Annotated in this window: 10 protein-coding genes and 2 tRNA genes; 4 read left to right on the top strand and 8 right to left on the bottom strand. The window is 67.2% G+C overall.

The genetic code is table 11. The features are described from left to right. The first annotated feature begins 38 nt into the window (after window positions 1-38). Window positions 39-794 carry a Crp/Fnr family transcriptional regulator gene (locus AC3IS2_RS04195; RefSeq protein WP_489199411.1) on the top strand — a complete coding sequence of 252 codons (756 nt, stop codon included), beginning with the start codon at window positions 39-41 and terminating at the stop codon, window positions 792-794. Between the two features lie 284 nt (window positions 795-1,078). On the opposite strand, the gene cydX is transcribed toward AC3IS2_RS04195, so the two are convergent. From cydX to AC3IS2_RS04180, 3 genes are read right to left on the bottom strand one after another with little or no spacing between them, the layout of a single operon-like run. After that, window positions 1,079-1,198, bottom strand: coding sequence for a cytochrome bd-I oxidase subunit CydX (cydX, locus tag AC3IS2_RS04190; protein ID WP_181543479.1), 120 nt, complete (start codon window positions 1,196-1,198; stop codon window positions 1,079-1,081). A 22-nt stretch (window positions 1,199-1,220) separates the two neighbouring features. Further along, the gene (gene cydB, locus AC3IS2_RS04185; protein ID WP_489199410.1) at window positions 1,221-2,369 is read right to left on the bottom strand and encodes a cytochrome d ubiquinol oxidase subunit II; all 1,149 of its coding nucleotides are present in this window, start codon (window positions 2,367-2,369) and stop codon (window positions 1,221-1,223) included. A 25-nt stretch (window positions 2,370-2,394) separates the two neighbouring features. After that, window positions 2,395-3,960 carry a cytochrome ubiquinol oxidase subunit I gene (locus AC3IS2_RS04180; protein WP_489200097.1) on the bottom strand — a complete coding sequence of 522 codons (1,566 nt, stop codon included), beginning with the start codon at window positions 3,958-3,960 and terminating at the stop codon, window positions 2,395-2,397. A 219-nt stretch (window positions 3,961-4,179) separates the two neighbouring features. Here AC3IS2_RS04180 and cydD point away from each other — a divergent pair, with 219 nt between their 5' ends. Then, window positions 4,180-5,796, top strand: a complete 1,617-nt coding sequence (gene cydD, locus AC3IS2_RS04175) for a thiol reductant ABC exporter subunit CydD (protein ID WP_489199409.1) — start codon at window positions 4,180-4,182, stop codon at window positions 5,794-5,796. Continuing rightward, window positions 5,793-7,454 carry an amino acid ABC transporter ATP-binding/permease protein gene (locus AC3IS2_RS04170; RefSeq protein WP_489199408.1) on the top strand — a complete coding sequence of 554 codons (1,662 nt, stop codon included), beginning with the start codon at window positions 5,793-5,795 and terminating at the stop codon, window positions 7,452-7,454. The genes cydD and AC3IS2_RS04170 overlap by 4 nt, the downstream gene beginning before the upstream one ends. A 273-nt stretch (window positions 7,455-7,727) precedes the next feature. On the opposite strand, the gene AC3IS2_RS04165 is transcribed toward AC3IS2_RS04170, so the two are convergent. The 5 genes from AC3IS2_RS04165 to AC3IS2_RS04145 form a co-directional block, all read right to left on the bottom strand. After that, complete coding sequence (locus tag AC3IS2_RS04165; protein ID WP_489199407.1) at window positions 7,728-9,047, bottom strand: hemolysin family protein; 1,320 nt, start codon at window positions 9,045-9,047, stop codon at window positions 7,728-7,730. A gap of 311 nt (window positions 9,048-9,358) precedes the next feature. After that, window positions 9,359-10,933, bottom strand: coding sequence for a PAS domain-containing hybrid sensor histidine kinase/response regulator (locus tag AC3IS2_RS04160; RefSeq protein ID WP_489199406.1), 1,575 nt, complete (start codon window positions 10,931-10,933; stop codon window positions 9,359-9,361). Between the two features lie 256 nt (window positions 10,934-11,189). Then, window positions 11,190-12,380 carry an elongation factor Tu gene (tuf, locus tag AC3IS2_RS04155; protein ID WP_489199405.1) on the bottom strand — a complete coding sequence of 397 codons (1,191 nt, stop codon included), beginning with the start codon at window positions 12,378-12,380 and terminating at the stop codon, window positions 11,190-11,192. 61 nt (window positions 12,381-12,441) lie between these two features. Then, window positions 12,442-12,515, bottom strand: a tRNA-Gly gene (locus AC3IS2_RS04150). Window positions 12,516-12,609: 94 nt separating this feature from the next. Further along, window positions 12,610-12,693 (bottom strand) — tRNA-Tyr (locus tag AC3IS2_RS04145). 369 nt (window positions 12,694-13,062) lie between these two features. On the opposite strand from AC3IS2_RS04145, the gene rlmB reads away from it, so the two are divergent. Further along, window positions 13,063-13,716 carry a 23S rRNA (guanosine(2251)-2'-O)-methyltransferase RlmB gene (gene rlmB / locus AC3IS2_RS04140; RefSeq protein ID WP_489199404.1) on the top strand — a complete coding sequence of 218 codons (654 nt, stop codon included), beginning with the start codon at window positions 13,063-13,065 and terminating at the stop codon, window positions 13,714-13,716. Window positions 13,717-13,732: the final 16 nt, after the last annotated feature.

Raw genomic sequence — 13,732 nt, 5'->3', positions numbered from 1 at the left:
CCGGTCAGCTAGGCTGCAGCGGAATGCTGGAGCCGACCATGACCGCCTGTAACGCCGCCTTGGCCGAACCCGCCCCCAAGCCTGCCGAAGTCCGCCTGGAAGACGTCCACCCCTGCTCGACCTGCGGGGCGCGTCCGCTGGGCGTCTGCGCCGACCTGAAGGGTCATGAATTGCAGAACATGGCCTGCGCCAGCGAGACGGTGACGGCCCAGCCGGGGCAGGCCCTGTTCCATGAGGGCGATCCCAACCCCTTCGTCTTCAACGTCGTCGACGGGGCGGTGAAGCTTTACCGCCTGCTGCCCGACGGCCGCCGCCAGATCACCGGCTTCCTGTTCCAGGGCGACTTTCTGGGGTTGGGCGGGCGCGGTCCCTCCAGCTTCACCGCCGAGGCCCTGACGCCGTTGAGCGCCTGCCGCTTCCGGCGCAACGAGTTCGATCAGTTGCTGAACGCCCTGCCCGCGCTGGAGCACCGCCTGGTGGCCATGGCCGGCGACGAATTGATGGCGGCGCAGGAACAGATCGTCCTTCTGGGCCGCAAGACGGCGCGCGAGCGGATCGCCAGCTTCCTGACCCGGCTGTCGGCGCGTCAGGTCCAGTTGGGCGGTCAGGAAGGTCGCGTCCACCTGCCGATGACCCGCCTCGACATCGCCGACTATCTGGGCCTGACCATCGAGACGGTCAGCCGCGTCCTCACCCAGTTCAAGACCTCGGGCCTGATCCAGCTGTTGCCCAACAACGAAGTCGCTCTGCCCGATCCCCCTGCGCTCAAGGCCCTCGGCGAAGGCGCGGGCTGAACCGCCCGGTCGGCGGCGGCCGCAGGACGGCCCCGGCGCAGCCCGCGACGCGCCAGCCGCCTCCCTTCCAGATCCAGCCGTCATCCTCGGGCTTGACCCGAGGATCGGCTTATCCGGCTGCGCGACGCCAGCAAGGGTGAGCGCGTCCCCGCGCTCGATCCTCGGGTCAAGCCCGAGGATGACGGCGAGGGATGGGGTGACGACGCTGGCGCCCGAAGCTCACCCGCCCACGAAAAAGCCTCCCCGACCGAAATCGAGGAGGCTCGTTTCAATGACGGAAAACGTCAGGGCTCGGAGCGCCCTTCATCCCCTTCGTCGAACAGGCGGAACTCGTGCCAGAGGCCGTTGAGGACGCCGAAGGCCACCGCCAGGCCGAGGCCCAGGATCCAGGCGAAATACCACATGGAATGATCTCCTTTCGCGGGATCAGTAGAGGTCAGGGTTGGTCTTCAGCTCGCCCGTGGTCGAGCGGCCCCACAGCACCTTGTAGACCCAGGCGGTGTAGAACAGGACGAAGGGCAGGAAGACCGCGACCACGATCAGCATGATGAACAGGGTCGTATGGCTGGAGGAGGCGTTCCAGACCGTCAGGCTGGACTGGGCGTTGATCGAGCTGGGCAGGATGAAGGGGAACATCGACAGGCCGACCGTCGAGATGATCCCCACCGCCGAGACCGAGGAGCCGCCGAAGGCCAGGGCCGCCGACTTGCGCCACATGCCCAGCAAGCCCACCAACGCGCCCAGGAAGCCCAGAACCGGGGCGATGATCATCCACGGATAGCGGCCGTAGTTGTCCAGCCAGGCGCCGGGCGCGGCCTCGACCGCCGTGCGCAGCGGGTTGGACACGCCGCCCGTATCGACTGCGCCGGTGATGCGGAAGCCCATGTCGCCAAAGGCCACCATGGCGCCGCCGACGGCGAACAGGACCAGGCTGGCCAGACCGGCGACGGTGCCGATGGCGCGGGCGCGTTTCAGCACCACGCCTTCCTCGCCCTTGACCGACAGCCAGGCCGCGCCGTGCAGAACCAGCATGGACACCGACAGCAGACCGCAGATCAGGGTGAAGGGAGTGAACAGACCCAGCAGGCTGCCTTCGTAGAAGCTGCGCAGATCGCCATCCAGACGGAAGGGCGCGCCCATCAGGACGTTGCCGACCGCGACGCCGAACACCAGGGCCGGAACGAAGCTGCCGATGAACAGGCCCCAGTCCCACATCGAGCGCCAGCGCGCCTCGGGCCGCTTGGAGCGATACTTGAACGACACGGGCCGCAGGATCATCGCGGACAGCACCAGGAACATGGCCAGGTAGAAGCCCGAGAAGCTGACGGCGTAGACCTGCGGCCAGGCGGCGAAGATCGCCGCGCCGCCGACGATGAACCAGACCTGGTTGCCCTCCCAGGTCGCGCCGATGGTGTTGATCACCATGCGGCGCTCTTCATCGGTCTTGGCGACGAAGGGCAGCAGGGCGCCGACGCCCATGTCGAAGCCGTCCGTCAGGGCGAAGCCGATCAGCAGCACGCCCAACAGTCCCCACCAGATCAGGCGGAGCGTGGTGTAGTCGAGGGGAAGTTCCATCTCTCTTTTCCTTCAACGACCGGGGTCAGGCGACCGCCGGTTCGCCTTCCGTGCTGGCGTCGGCTTCGCGGGCTTCCTGTTCGGCGAACGGACCCTTCTTGACCGCGCGCAGGATCAGACCGACCTCGACCACGGCCAAGGCTCCATAGAGCAGGGTGAAGCAGACGATCGTGGTCCACAGTTGCAGCACGCTGAGGCTCGAGGCGCCGAGGAAGGTCGGCAGGACGCCCTCCACGGCCCAGGGCTGACGACCCACCTCGGCCAGAAGCCAGCCGGACTCGATCGCGATCCACGGCAGGGGAATGGCCAGAACGGCCAGACGCAGGAACCACTTGGTCTCATGCTTGCGCAGGGTGCAGAGCACGAAGGCCGTGGCGAACAGACCGATCATCAGGAAGCCGATCCCGGCCATGAAACGGAAGACCCAGAACATCAGCGGCACGTTGGGCACCGTGTCCCAGGCGGCCTGCTTGATCTGATCCGACGTGGCCTGACGCGGATCGGCGACATAGCGTTTCAGCAGCAGGCCGTAGCCCAGGTCGCCGCGCACGGTTTCAAACTGGGCGCGGGCGGCCATGTCGGTGTGATCCGCCTTGACCTTCTCCAGAGCGTCATAGGCGACGACGCCGCGTTCGATGCGGTCCTCGGCCACGGCGACCAGCTCAAGGATGCCGATCACCGGCTTGTCGATGCTGCGCGTCGAGATCAGGCCCAGGACATAGGGGATCTTGACCTCGAAATGGGTGTGGCGGTCTTCCAGACTGGGCAGGCCGAAGGCGGTCAGACCGGCGGGCGCCGGCTCGGTGCGCCACATGGCTTCCAGGGCGGCCAGCTTCATCTTCTGGTTATCGGTCAGGGCATAGCCCGACTCATCGCCCAGGACGACGACCGACAGCGACGACAGCAGGCCGAAGGCGGCGGCCACGGTCATCGACCGCTTGGCGAAGCCGACGTGCTTGCCCTTCAGCAGATAGAAGGCCGAGATGCCCAGCACGACCACGGCGGCGCAGACATAGCCCGCCGACACAGTGTGGACGAACTTGGCCTGGGCCACCGGGTTGAAGATCACCGCCATGAAGTCGGTGACTTCCATCCGCATGGTGTCGGGATTGAAGGCGGCGCCGACCGGGTTCTGCATCCAGCCGTTGGCGGCCAGGATCCACAGGGCCGACAGGTTGGTGCCCAGGGCCACCATGAAGGTGACGAACAGGTGGGCGTGCGGCTTCAGCTTGTCCCAGCCGAAGAACATCAGGCCGACGAAGGTCGCCTCCATGAAGAAGGCCATCAGGCCCTCGATGGCCAGCGGGGCCCCGAAGATGTCGCCGACATAGTGGGAGTAGTAGGACCAGTTCATGCCGAACTGGAATTCCATGGTCAGGCCCGTGGCCACGCCCAGCACGAAGTTGATGCCGAACAGCGTGCCCCAGAAGCGGGTGATGGTCCGCCAGATAGGCCGACGCGTCATCACATAGATGCTCTCCATGATGACCAGCATGAAGGAGAGGCCCAACGTGAGGGGCACGAACAGAAAGTGGTATAGCGCCGTCAGTGCGAACTGAAGGCGTGACAGGTCTACGACCGCCAGGTCGATCATGGGCTCAGGCTCCTGACCGCCAGCCCCCATCGACCGGCGTTCGACTATAACCTTAAAGTTTGCCGTGTCGGCATACCTTGATCTTAATCAAAGCCCAGGTTGGATGACTCGCTCTAGACGGCGTTTCGCCCAAGGCTGTTTCGTCACAAGGACGATTCGCCCAATGCGCCTTCGCGCTGGTTTGTGTCTGTTCGCGCGGACGGAGCAGGAGAGACGATGACGGCTCAGCCGATCGATGCAGACGCCGCCCCCGCCCAGTGGCTGAAGGCGGCGCTTGCCCCCCGCAAGCGGATCATGGCCCTGGCCAGCGGACTGGTGATCGCCGACGCGGTTCCCGCTGTCGGCTTCGCGGCGGGGCTCGGCCTGGCGGTCGGCGCCCTGCCGCAAGGGTTCAGCCACGCCCTGCCCGGCGCCGCCCTGGCGATCGCGTCGCTGCTGGCGCGCGGCGTCCTGGCCCACTGCGCCACGGTCGTCGGCGCGCGCGCGGCCCGGGCGGTCAAGGGCGACCTGCGGCGACAGGCCTTGAACGGCGCCTTCTCGGGTCGTCTGTCCGACGCCGAAACCATGACCGCGACCAACGAAGGGGTCGAGGCGCTGGACGGCCATGTCTCGCGCTTCCAGCCCGCCCGCATGGCCGCCGCCGTGACGCCCCTGCTGCTGATCCTCGCCGCCGCCGTGGTCAGCCCCTTCACCGCCGGCATCTTCCTCTTCACCCTGGCGCCCTTCGTCGTCGGCATGGCCCTGACCGGCATGGCGGCGGGCGCCGAGAGCCGGCGTCAGTTTCAGGCGCTGGAGCGGCTGTCCGGCCTCTTCCTCGACCGCATCCGCGCCCTGCCCGCCATCCTGGCCTTCCAGGCCGAGACACAGCAGACGGCGGTGATCACCCGCGCCTCCGACGACCTGGCCCGCCGCACGGGCAAGGTGCTGAAGATCGCCTTCCTGTCCTCGGCGATTCTGGAGTTCTTCTCGGCATTGGCCGTCGCCCTAGTCGCCGTCTATTGCGGCTTCAACCTGCTGAAGTTGCTGCCCTTCCCCGCGCCCGAGCAACTGAGCCTGACCCGCGCCTTCTTCCTGCTGGCGCTCGCGCCGGAAGTCTATGCGCCGATGCGCCGCCTGGCCGCCGCCTATCACGACAGGCAGGCCGCCGAAGCCGCCGTGCCCAGCCTGCGCAAGCTGACCGTCGCCGCCGAGATCGCGCCGGTTCGACCGCCTGTTCCTGCGAGCGCCCCCGCCATCGCCTTTCGCGACGTAGCCATTGCTTATGAGGCCGGTGCGCCCGTCCTGACCGGCTTCGATCTGGCTGTCGCGCCCGGCGCCACCGTGGCCCTGCTCGGCCCCAGCGGTTCGGGCAAGAGCAGCCTGCTGCACCTCTTCCTCGGCCTGTCCCCCCTGAGCGGCGGCGAGGTCGAAGTCGGCGAGGCGCGCCTGTCCGACCATCCCGACCTGACCGCCTGGATCGCCTGGGCAGGTCAGGCGCCGGTCGTCATTCCCGGAACCCTGGCCGAGAACATCGCCCTGGCCTGGCGCGGCGCGCTCTCGTCGCGCGTCATGGAGGCCGCCGCCCGCGCCGGCTTCTGCGGCGACCTGAACCGCGTCATCGACGAACGCGGCGGCGGCCTGTCGGGCGGCGAGCGGCGGCGGCTGGGCCTTGCCCGCGCCTTCCTCAAGCCCGCACCCCTCCTGCTGTTGGACGAGCCGACCGCCAACCTCGACGCCGCGTCGGAGGCCGCCCTGTTGCCCGTCATCCGCGCCGCTACTGAGGGCCGCACCACCCTGATCGCCACCCATTCCGAGGCCGTCGCCGAACTGGCCGACGTCGTGGTGCGGCTGTGAGCGCCGTGAAGGCCGCTGGCGTCGCCCGCCTCAAGACCCTGATCCGGGCGCAGGAACGTCGCCAGGGCGCGCGCCTGCTGACCGCCGCCGTCACAGCCGCCCTGGTCTCCGCCGCCGCCGTCCTGCTGCTGGGCGTATCCGGCTGGTTCATCACCGCCTCGGCGCTCGCCGGGATGGCGGGATCGGCTGCGGCCTACAGTTTCAACTTCATGGTGCCCAGCGCCCTGATCCGCTTCCTGGCCATCGTCCGCACCGGCTCGCGCTACGGCGAGCGCGTCGCCGGCCACGACGCCGCGCTGAAGGCTCTGGCGGCGCTGCGGCCGCAGTTGTTCGAGGGCGTCGCCCGCGGTCCCGCCTCGCGCGCCCTTGCGCTCGCCGGCGGCGAAGCCTCATCGCGCATGGTTCAGGACGTCGATGCGATCCAGAACCGCTTCGTGCGCCTGTCCGCCCCCTGGGGCGCCGCCGCCGGCCTGATCGCCGGCATCGGTCTGTCCCTGCTGACCGGCTGGACGACCGCCCTGGCCATCGCCGCCGCCAGCGCCCTGGGCGTTCTGGCCGCCGCCCTTGTCGGGCGCTGGGTGGCCGAACCCGCGGGGCGCGCGGTTCAGGCCGCGTCCGGCGATCTGAAGACCCAGTTCGCCGCCTTCGCCGCCGCCGCGCCCGAGCTTCAGGCCTATGGCGTCAAGGGCTGGGCCGTGAACCGCCTGGCCGAGCGCGGCGCGGTGCTGGAAGACGCCACCGAGCGTCTGGCTTCGGCCGGCGGCTGGATCATGCTGACCCAGTCGGCCGCCATGGCCCTGGCCGTCCTCGGCGTGATGGCCACCGCCGGGTCCGCCTCTCCGCCCTTGATCGCCCTGGCCATTCTGGCCGCTGTCGTCACGGTCGAGAGCGCGGGCGCCCTGCTGACCGCCTTCCGCCACAACGGCGCGGTCAAGGCGGCGGTCGAGCGGCTGGGCGAGCTTCTGGACGAAGCCCCCGCCGCCTCAACCGCCCCAGCCACACCGATCCTTGGCCTGCCTTCCGCCGGCCTGACGCTGACCCCGCCGCAGCGCCTGGCCGTCACAGGCCCGTCGGGCGCCGGCAAGACAACCCTGATCGAACGCTGGATGCAACTGCGTGCGCCCCTGCCCGGCGAGGCGACGCTCGGCGACGTCGACGCCGCCGAGACCGCCCCTGACGCCGTGCGGGCCCTGTTCGCCTATGCCCCGCAGCAAGCCGTGCTGCTGACCGGAACCGTGCGCGAGAACCTGAAGCTGGCCCTGCCGACCGCCGACGACGAGACCCTGTGGGCCGCGCTGGAGGACGCCGATCTGGCCGACCGCGTCCGCGCCGCGCCCGCAGGTCTGAACGCGCCGCTCGGCGAGAACGGCGCCCGGCTGTCCGGCGGCGAGCGCCGTCGTCTGGGCCTGGCCCGCGCCTATCTGCGTCCCGCGCCCTGGCTGGTTCTGGACGAGCCGACCGAGGGTCTGGACGCCGCCACCGAGGCGCGCGTGCTGGAACGCCTGACCCGCCGCCTGGACCGCTCGGGCCAGGGTCTGGTTCTGGTCAGCCACCGCCCTGCGCCTCTGGCGCTGTGCGATCAGCGCCTGACGGTCACGGGCCTGTCGCCGTCCGGCGCGGTCCGGATGTCGGCCCGAGAGGCGTGCGCGGCGGCCTGATCCCTCAACATTCCTTTGATCTCCATCAAGGCACGGCCGCCCGGAAACGGCTCTACTGGGATCAAAGGAGATATCCCATGCCCGCAGACGTCGTTCCCGTCATCGCCGCCATTGTTTCGGCCTTCCTCGTCTTCATGGCCGTCCTCGGCTTCGCCTCCGTCTGGAGCAACATGGGCGAAGATCGGAACAACTGAGCATGAAAAAGCGCACGTCCGCCTGGCGGTCGTGCGCTCGCTCAAGGAAGCCCTAACGCCGCTGGCGCGGCCGGCCCCATCAGTTGGTGTCGGTAGGAGCGTTCCCCCCCGGAATGATCGCCCGGAACAGCAGCTTGTCGATCCGGCGATCGTCCATGTCGATCACCTCGACCTCGAACCGGCCCAACTGCAGCACCTCGCCCTCGTGCGGCAGGCGCGACAGATGGTGCAGCACCAGACCGGCGACGGTGTGGAAGCTCTCATGCTCGCCGAAGTCCTCGCCCAGCACGTCGCCCAGTTCGTCCAGATCGGCCTGACCATCGACGGCCCATGAGCCGTCCTCGCGCTTGCGGATCGACAGGTCCAGTTCGTCGTGGCTCTCGTTGAAGTCGCCGGCGATCATCTCCAGCAGGTCGGTGGCCGTGACCACGCCTTCGAAGGCGCCGTATTCATCGACGACGAAGGCCATGTGCACCTTGGATCCCTTGAGGATCTCCAGCGCCTTCAGCACCGAGGTCGACTGCGGGATGAAGGCCGGCTCGGCCACCAGCTTCTCGATATCGTAGGAACCGTCGGTCAGCAGGGCGTCCAGCAGGTCCTTCTTGTGGACCACGCCCAAGGGATTATCGACGTCGCTCTCGCGCGCCACGACGATCCGCGAATAGGGGCAGGTGCGGATTTCCTCGCGCAGCACTTCCTCGGGGTCGTCCAGGGCGATCCAGAAGACCTCGTGGCGCGGCGTCATGGCCACGCGCACCGCGCGGTCGCCCAGGCGCAGGATTTCCTCGATCATCACCTGCTCTTCAGGCTCGATCAGGCCGGCGGACGCGCCCTCGGCCAGAATGCTCTCGACCTCTTCCTGGGTGACATCCGAACCGTCGCGGTCCTTGACGCCCATGACCTTGAGAATGCCCGAGGTCGAGGCCGTCAGCAGCAGCACGAAGGGCTTCATCACCAGGGCCATGGTCGAGATCGGCGCCGCCATCTTCGACGCGATCGCCTCAGGGAAGATCAGGGCCAGGCGCTTGGGCACCAGTTCGCCGACGATCAGCGAGACATAGGTGATCAGCACGACCACCAGGGCCGTCGAGACGATCTCTGAATAGGGAGCGAAGGCCGGGAAGTTGGCTTCCAGGATCCGGTCCAGCTCGCCCGCGATGGTCGCCTGACCATAGGCGCCCGCCAGAATGCCGATCAGGGTGATGCCGACCTGAACCGCCGACAGGAACTGCGTCGGCTCTTCGGACAGCTTCAGAGCCGCTCGGGCCCCGCGATCCCCGCGTTCGGCACGGCTTTGAAGCTTGGATTTGCGCGATGAAACGACCGCGAGCTCGGTCATGGCGAACAGGCCGTTCAGCACCACAAGCAGCAGCACGACGACGATAGCGATGGTCAACATCGAAAGGGGAGAAACCCGCGGCGCGGCGCGACAACCGGCGTCCGCTTCGCAATAGTAAGGCTGATCGCCCGGCCGCGCCAGCATTTCATTGCCGGCGGCGTCCGCTTAGTAGGTCCGGCCGACACCGATCGAACCATAGGCGCCCGAGGTCGGTCGGCCGTCGGAATCCGGCACGGACGCGCATGCGCTCATCCCGACGATGGTCCCAATGAACAATCCAAGCCTGATCGCGCGCCGCATCTATGGTTACCCATTCCTTAACGTCGTGATCCAACGTCAGGCGCGACGGGCGGTTCCGCACCCCCAAAACCTCAGGCGGCGATCGCGGCCACGGCGCGTGCTTCAGCCGCCGCCATGCCCTGGCTCAGCCCCTCCAGAAGGATTTCCAACGTCACGGGCTTGGCCAACAGGGCGTCAGCCCCGGCCTGCCGAGCCCGTTCATGATGCGTGTCGGTCGTATTGGCGGTCAGCATGACGATCGGTGTCCGGACCAGCCCTTTCTGAGCCTCCTGCCCCCTGATGATCGAGATCGCCGCAAGCCCGTCCATCACCGGCATCTGCATATCCATCAGGATCAAGTCGAAGCCGCCCCGCTCGAACTGATCGACGCCCTCCTGGCCGTTGTCGGCGGTCACGATCTCGAAGCCGAAGGGCTCCAGCAGGCATCGGACCACCATCTGATTGGCCGGATTGTCCTCAACCAGAAGGATGCGCAGGCCTCCAGCGGCGACCTGCAGGCTGTCGTCGCCGTTCGAGACCTCGGGCGCTGGCTCGAGACGCTCGATAGGCAGAACGACGGAGAACACGCTGCCCTCTCCCGGCGTCGATCGGGCCGAAATCTCGCCGCCCATCAGTTCGGCAAGGGACCGGCAGATCGACAGTCCCAGCCCCGTCCCGCCGAACTCGCGCGAGATCGTGTCGTCGGCCTGGACAAAGGGATTGAACAGGCGCGCGGCCGTCTGGGGATCGAAGCCGATGCCCGTGTCCTGCACCTCGATCCGCAGACGGTCGCCGTCCGCCTGGCTTGTCAGATCGACCCGCACGTCCACCTTGCCCATCGGCGTGAACTTGACCGCGTTGGAGACCAGATTGGACACGATCTGCGTGATGCGGACGCCGTCGCCCATCACCCGGCCGCTGGCCGCGTCGGAAAATGCGACCGACAGAGCCACATCGCCCCGCTCGGCCGTCGCCGCCCGCATCTCCACGACCGCCGCAATGTCGGCGCGCAGGTCGAACGGCGCCGGGGCCAGGCGGAACTGCCCGGCCTGCATCTTCGACAGGTCCAGCATGTCGTCCAGCACACGACGCAGGGCGTCGCCGGCGCCCGTGATCAGGGACAGCATCTGCGCCTGCCGCTCCGTCAGCGTCGTATGCGCCAAGGCCGAGGCCAGGCCGAGCACGGCGTTCAGCGGCGTGCGCACCTCATGGCTGATGTTGGCGAAGAATCGGTCCCGGACCTGCGCCGCGCTGCGGGCCTCCTCCTGAGCGATCTCCAACGCCTTCAGCGCCCGCACGTGGTCGGAGACTTCAAAGCGGATGGCCGTATAGGTCTCGGGCCGGCCATCCTCGCCCAGGTTCGGCACGATGGTGGTGTCGACCCAATAGAGGTCGCCGTTCTTGTTGCGGTTCTGGATCGTACCCCGCCACACGACGCCGCTCGCAATCGTGCGGTACAGGTTCTGGAAGAACTCGCGCGGGTGATGGCCGGAATTGACCAGCCGATGGCTCTGCCCGACCAACTCCTCACGACTGTAGCCGCTGATCTCGGCGAATTTCTGATTGCAGTACAGAATCTGGCCCGCGCGATCCGTGATGGCCACGATCGCCGCTTCGTCCAACGCCCCGGACAGGCCCGCGCGGCGCGGCCAGTCGATGTCAGTCATGAGTATCCCTTTTCACGAGGAAGCCATGCGCCGATCCTGCCTTCGGGTCGTTAATATCGACGCTTTTCAGCGACTTATCGCGAGATCGGGTGCGACAATTGATACAGGTCAATCGCCCCCTGCCCCGAACGGCAAAAACGGCCCCCGGATTGCTCCGGAGGCCGCTCTGTTACGCTTTACGCTTGGCCTACCGCGCTTGCGCGCTGCTTGAGGCCGGTACGCTTACTGTTCGAGCCCGAGGGCTCGGATCGATCGATTACTCGATGATCTTGGCGACCACGCCGGCGCCGACGGTGCGGCCGCCTTCGCGGATGGCGAAACGCAGGCCCTGATCCATGGCGATCGGGGTGATCAGCTCGACGCTCAGCTCGGCGTTGTCGCCGGGCATGATCATCTCAACGCCTTCCTTCAGGTGAACGATGCCGGTCACGTCCGTCGTGCGGAAGTAGAACTGCGGGCGATAGTTCGTGAAGAACGGCGTGTGACGGCCGCCTTCTTCCTTGGTCAGGATGTAGGCTTCAGCCATGAACTTGGTGTGCGGGGTGATGGAGCCCGGCTTGCACAGCACTTGGCCGCGCTCGACGTCTTCACGCTTGGTGCCGCGCAGCAGCACGCCGACGTTGTCGCCCGCTTGACCTTGGTCCAGCAGCTTGCGGAACATTTCGACGCCCGTGCAGGTCGTCTTCTGGACCGGACGGATGCCGACGATTTCGACTTCTTCACCGACCTTGACGATACCCTTTTCGACGCGGCCCGTGACCACGGTGCCGCGGCCCGAGATCGAGAAGACGTCTTCGACCGGCATCAGGAAGGGCAGGTCGACCGGACGTTCCGGCTGCGGGATGTAGGCGTCGACGGTTTCCATCAGCTTCAGCACTTGCTGCTCGCCGATTTCCGGGTTCACGCCGTCGGTCGCGGCCTTGGCCGAACCCATGGTGACCGGGATGTCGTCGCCCGGGAACTGGTAGGACGAGAGCAGCTCGCGCACTTCCATTTCCACCAGCTCGAGCAGCTCGGCGTCGTCAACCAGGTCGACCTTGTTCATGAAGACGACCAGGGCCGGCACGCCGACCTGACGGGCCAGCAGGATGTGCTCGCGCGTTTGCGGCATCGGGCCGTCAGCGGCCGAAACCACCAGGATCGCGCCGTCCATCTGAGCGGCGCCCGTGATCATGTTCTTCACGTAGTCGGCGTGGCCGGGGCAGTCGACGTGCGCGTAGTGACGGTTGGCCGTCTCATACTCGACGTGAGCCGTGTTGATCGTGATGCCGCGGGCTTTTTCTTCCGGGGCGGCGTCGATGTCGGCGTAGTTCATCGCCTTCGCGCCGCCGGCCTTCGCCAGCGTCATCGTGATCGCAGCCGTCAACGTCGTCTTGCCGTGGTCAACGTGACCGATCGTGCCGATGTTGCAGTGCGGCTTAGTGCGTTCGAACTTTTCCTTGGCCATGGCCAAACTCCTGTGGCCCGGGTCCAAAGCGGAGGGGCGCTTCTGCTCAGTTCAAAAAACCTGGAGCGGGTAGACGGGATCGAACCGACATCCTCAGCTTGGAAGGCTGCTGCACTACCATTGTGCTATACCCGCGCGAAGAATGCGTTGCCCCGACCCCGTGAGAGGTCAGCGTTTCCGCACCCGATTCCTTTTTGAGGTTCCCGTCCTCTCGATTTCGAAACGCGCGTGGTGGGGGAAGAAGGACTCGAACCTTCGAAGCTTACGCAGCGGATTTACAGTCCGCCCCCTTTGCCACTCGGGACATTCCCCCAGCGCGCGTTTTCAAAACCGGTCTGGAAACGCAACGGAATGATCTTTCGATCATTTTCGTCGCGAAAGCCTTCGTGTCCGGCGACGCCTGTAATAGAGGAAGCGCCTGACCCGAAGCCCTAGGGCCCAAATCGGAGGCCGTCTTATAGTGTCGTCATTTCCAGAACGCAACGACCGGAAACCCGGTAAAAAGCAGTCTTTCCACAAGCGCGGGGAGAGTCGGCCCGAGAAGGGTTGGTCGCCTGCGCCGACAGGCCGTTCCGGGGGCGATTCAGCCCCCAAGGCCCCGCGCGGCAAGGCCGATGCGGATAATTTTCTCTGGGGCCGCCACCCGGTTCTAGCCGCCTTGGCCAATCCGGCCCGTCGCGGCATGGGCCGTTTGATGGTCACGGAGGACCGCGCCGCTGAAATCGAACGGGAAAATCTGGCGAACGGCCACCGAATCGAGGTGATTGATTCTGTCGCCCTCGCCCGGATGCTGCCCGCCGGCGCCGTTCACCAGGGCATGGTCTTCAAGGTGCAGCCGCTGGAAGGCGTCTCTCTGGAAGACCTGGCCGAGGAGGCCAGCGGCGTCATCGTCATGCTGGATCAGCTGACCGACACCCAGAACGTCGGCGCCATCTTCCGTTCGGCCCTGGCCTTCGGGGCCAAGGGCATCGTCGTGCAGGACCGGCACTCGCCCGCCCTGGCCGGCGCCCTGGCCAAGGCGGCTGTCGGCGCGACCGAACGCCTGCCCTGCGCCCGCGTCACCAACCTGAGCCGCGCGCTGGAAAAGCTGGCCGACATGGGCTGGCGCGCCGTGGCCCTGGACGGCGCCGCCGAACTGACGCTGGAACAGGCCCTCGATTCGCGCCCGACCGTCCTGGTCATGGGTTCGGAAGGCGACGGCGTGCGCCGGCTGGTGGCCGAGCACTGCGACGTCCTGGCCAAGATCCCCATGCCCGGCGGATTCGAGAGCCTGAACGTCTCCAATGCGGCGGCCATCGCCCTGTATGAAGTCGCCCGCGCCCAGCGCCCGGCCTGATCCTTGCTCCTCCCGT

The sequence above is a fragment of the Brevundimonas sp. KH_025 genome (assembly GCF_057839885.1).
This window is presented reverse-complemented; position numbering and strand designations above follow the sequence as displayed.

What these genes read in the sequence shown, in the direction of transcription:
- AC3IS2_RS04195 (WP_489199411.1), top strand. Translation starts at nt 39, where the DNA reads ATGACCGCCTGTAACGCCGCCTTGGCCGAACCCGCCCCCAAGCCTGCC.
- cydX (WP_181543479.1), bottom strand. Translation starts at nt 1,198, where the DNA reads ATGTGGTATTTCGCCTGGATCCTGGGCCTCGGCCTGGCGGTGGCCTTC.
- cydB (WP_489199410.1), bottom strand. Translation starts at nt 2,369, where the DNA reads ATGGAACTTCCCCTCGACTACACCACGCTCCGCCTGATCTGGTGGGGA.
- cydD (WP_489199409.1), top strand. Translation starts at nt 4,180, where the DNA reads ATGACGGCTCAGCCGATCGATGCAGACGCCGCCCCCGCCCAGTGGCTG.
- AC3IS2_RS04165 (WP_489199407.1), bottom strand. Translation starts at nt 9,047, where the DNA reads ATGTTGACCATCGCTATCGTCGTCGTGCTGCTGCTTGTGGTGCTGAAC.
- AC3IS2_RS04160 (WP_489199406.1), bottom strand. Translation starts at nt 10,933, where the DNA reads ATGACTGACATCGACTGGCCGCGCCGCGCGGGCCTGTCCGGGGCGTTG.
- tuf (WP_489199405.1), bottom strand. Translation starts at nt 12,380, where the DNA reads ATGGCCAAGGAAAAGTTCGAACGCACTAAGCCGCACTGCAACATCGGC.
- rlmB (WP_489199404.1), top strand. Translation starts at nt 13,063, where the DNA reads ATGGGCCGTTTGATGGTCACGGAGGACCGCGCCGCTGAAATCGAACGG.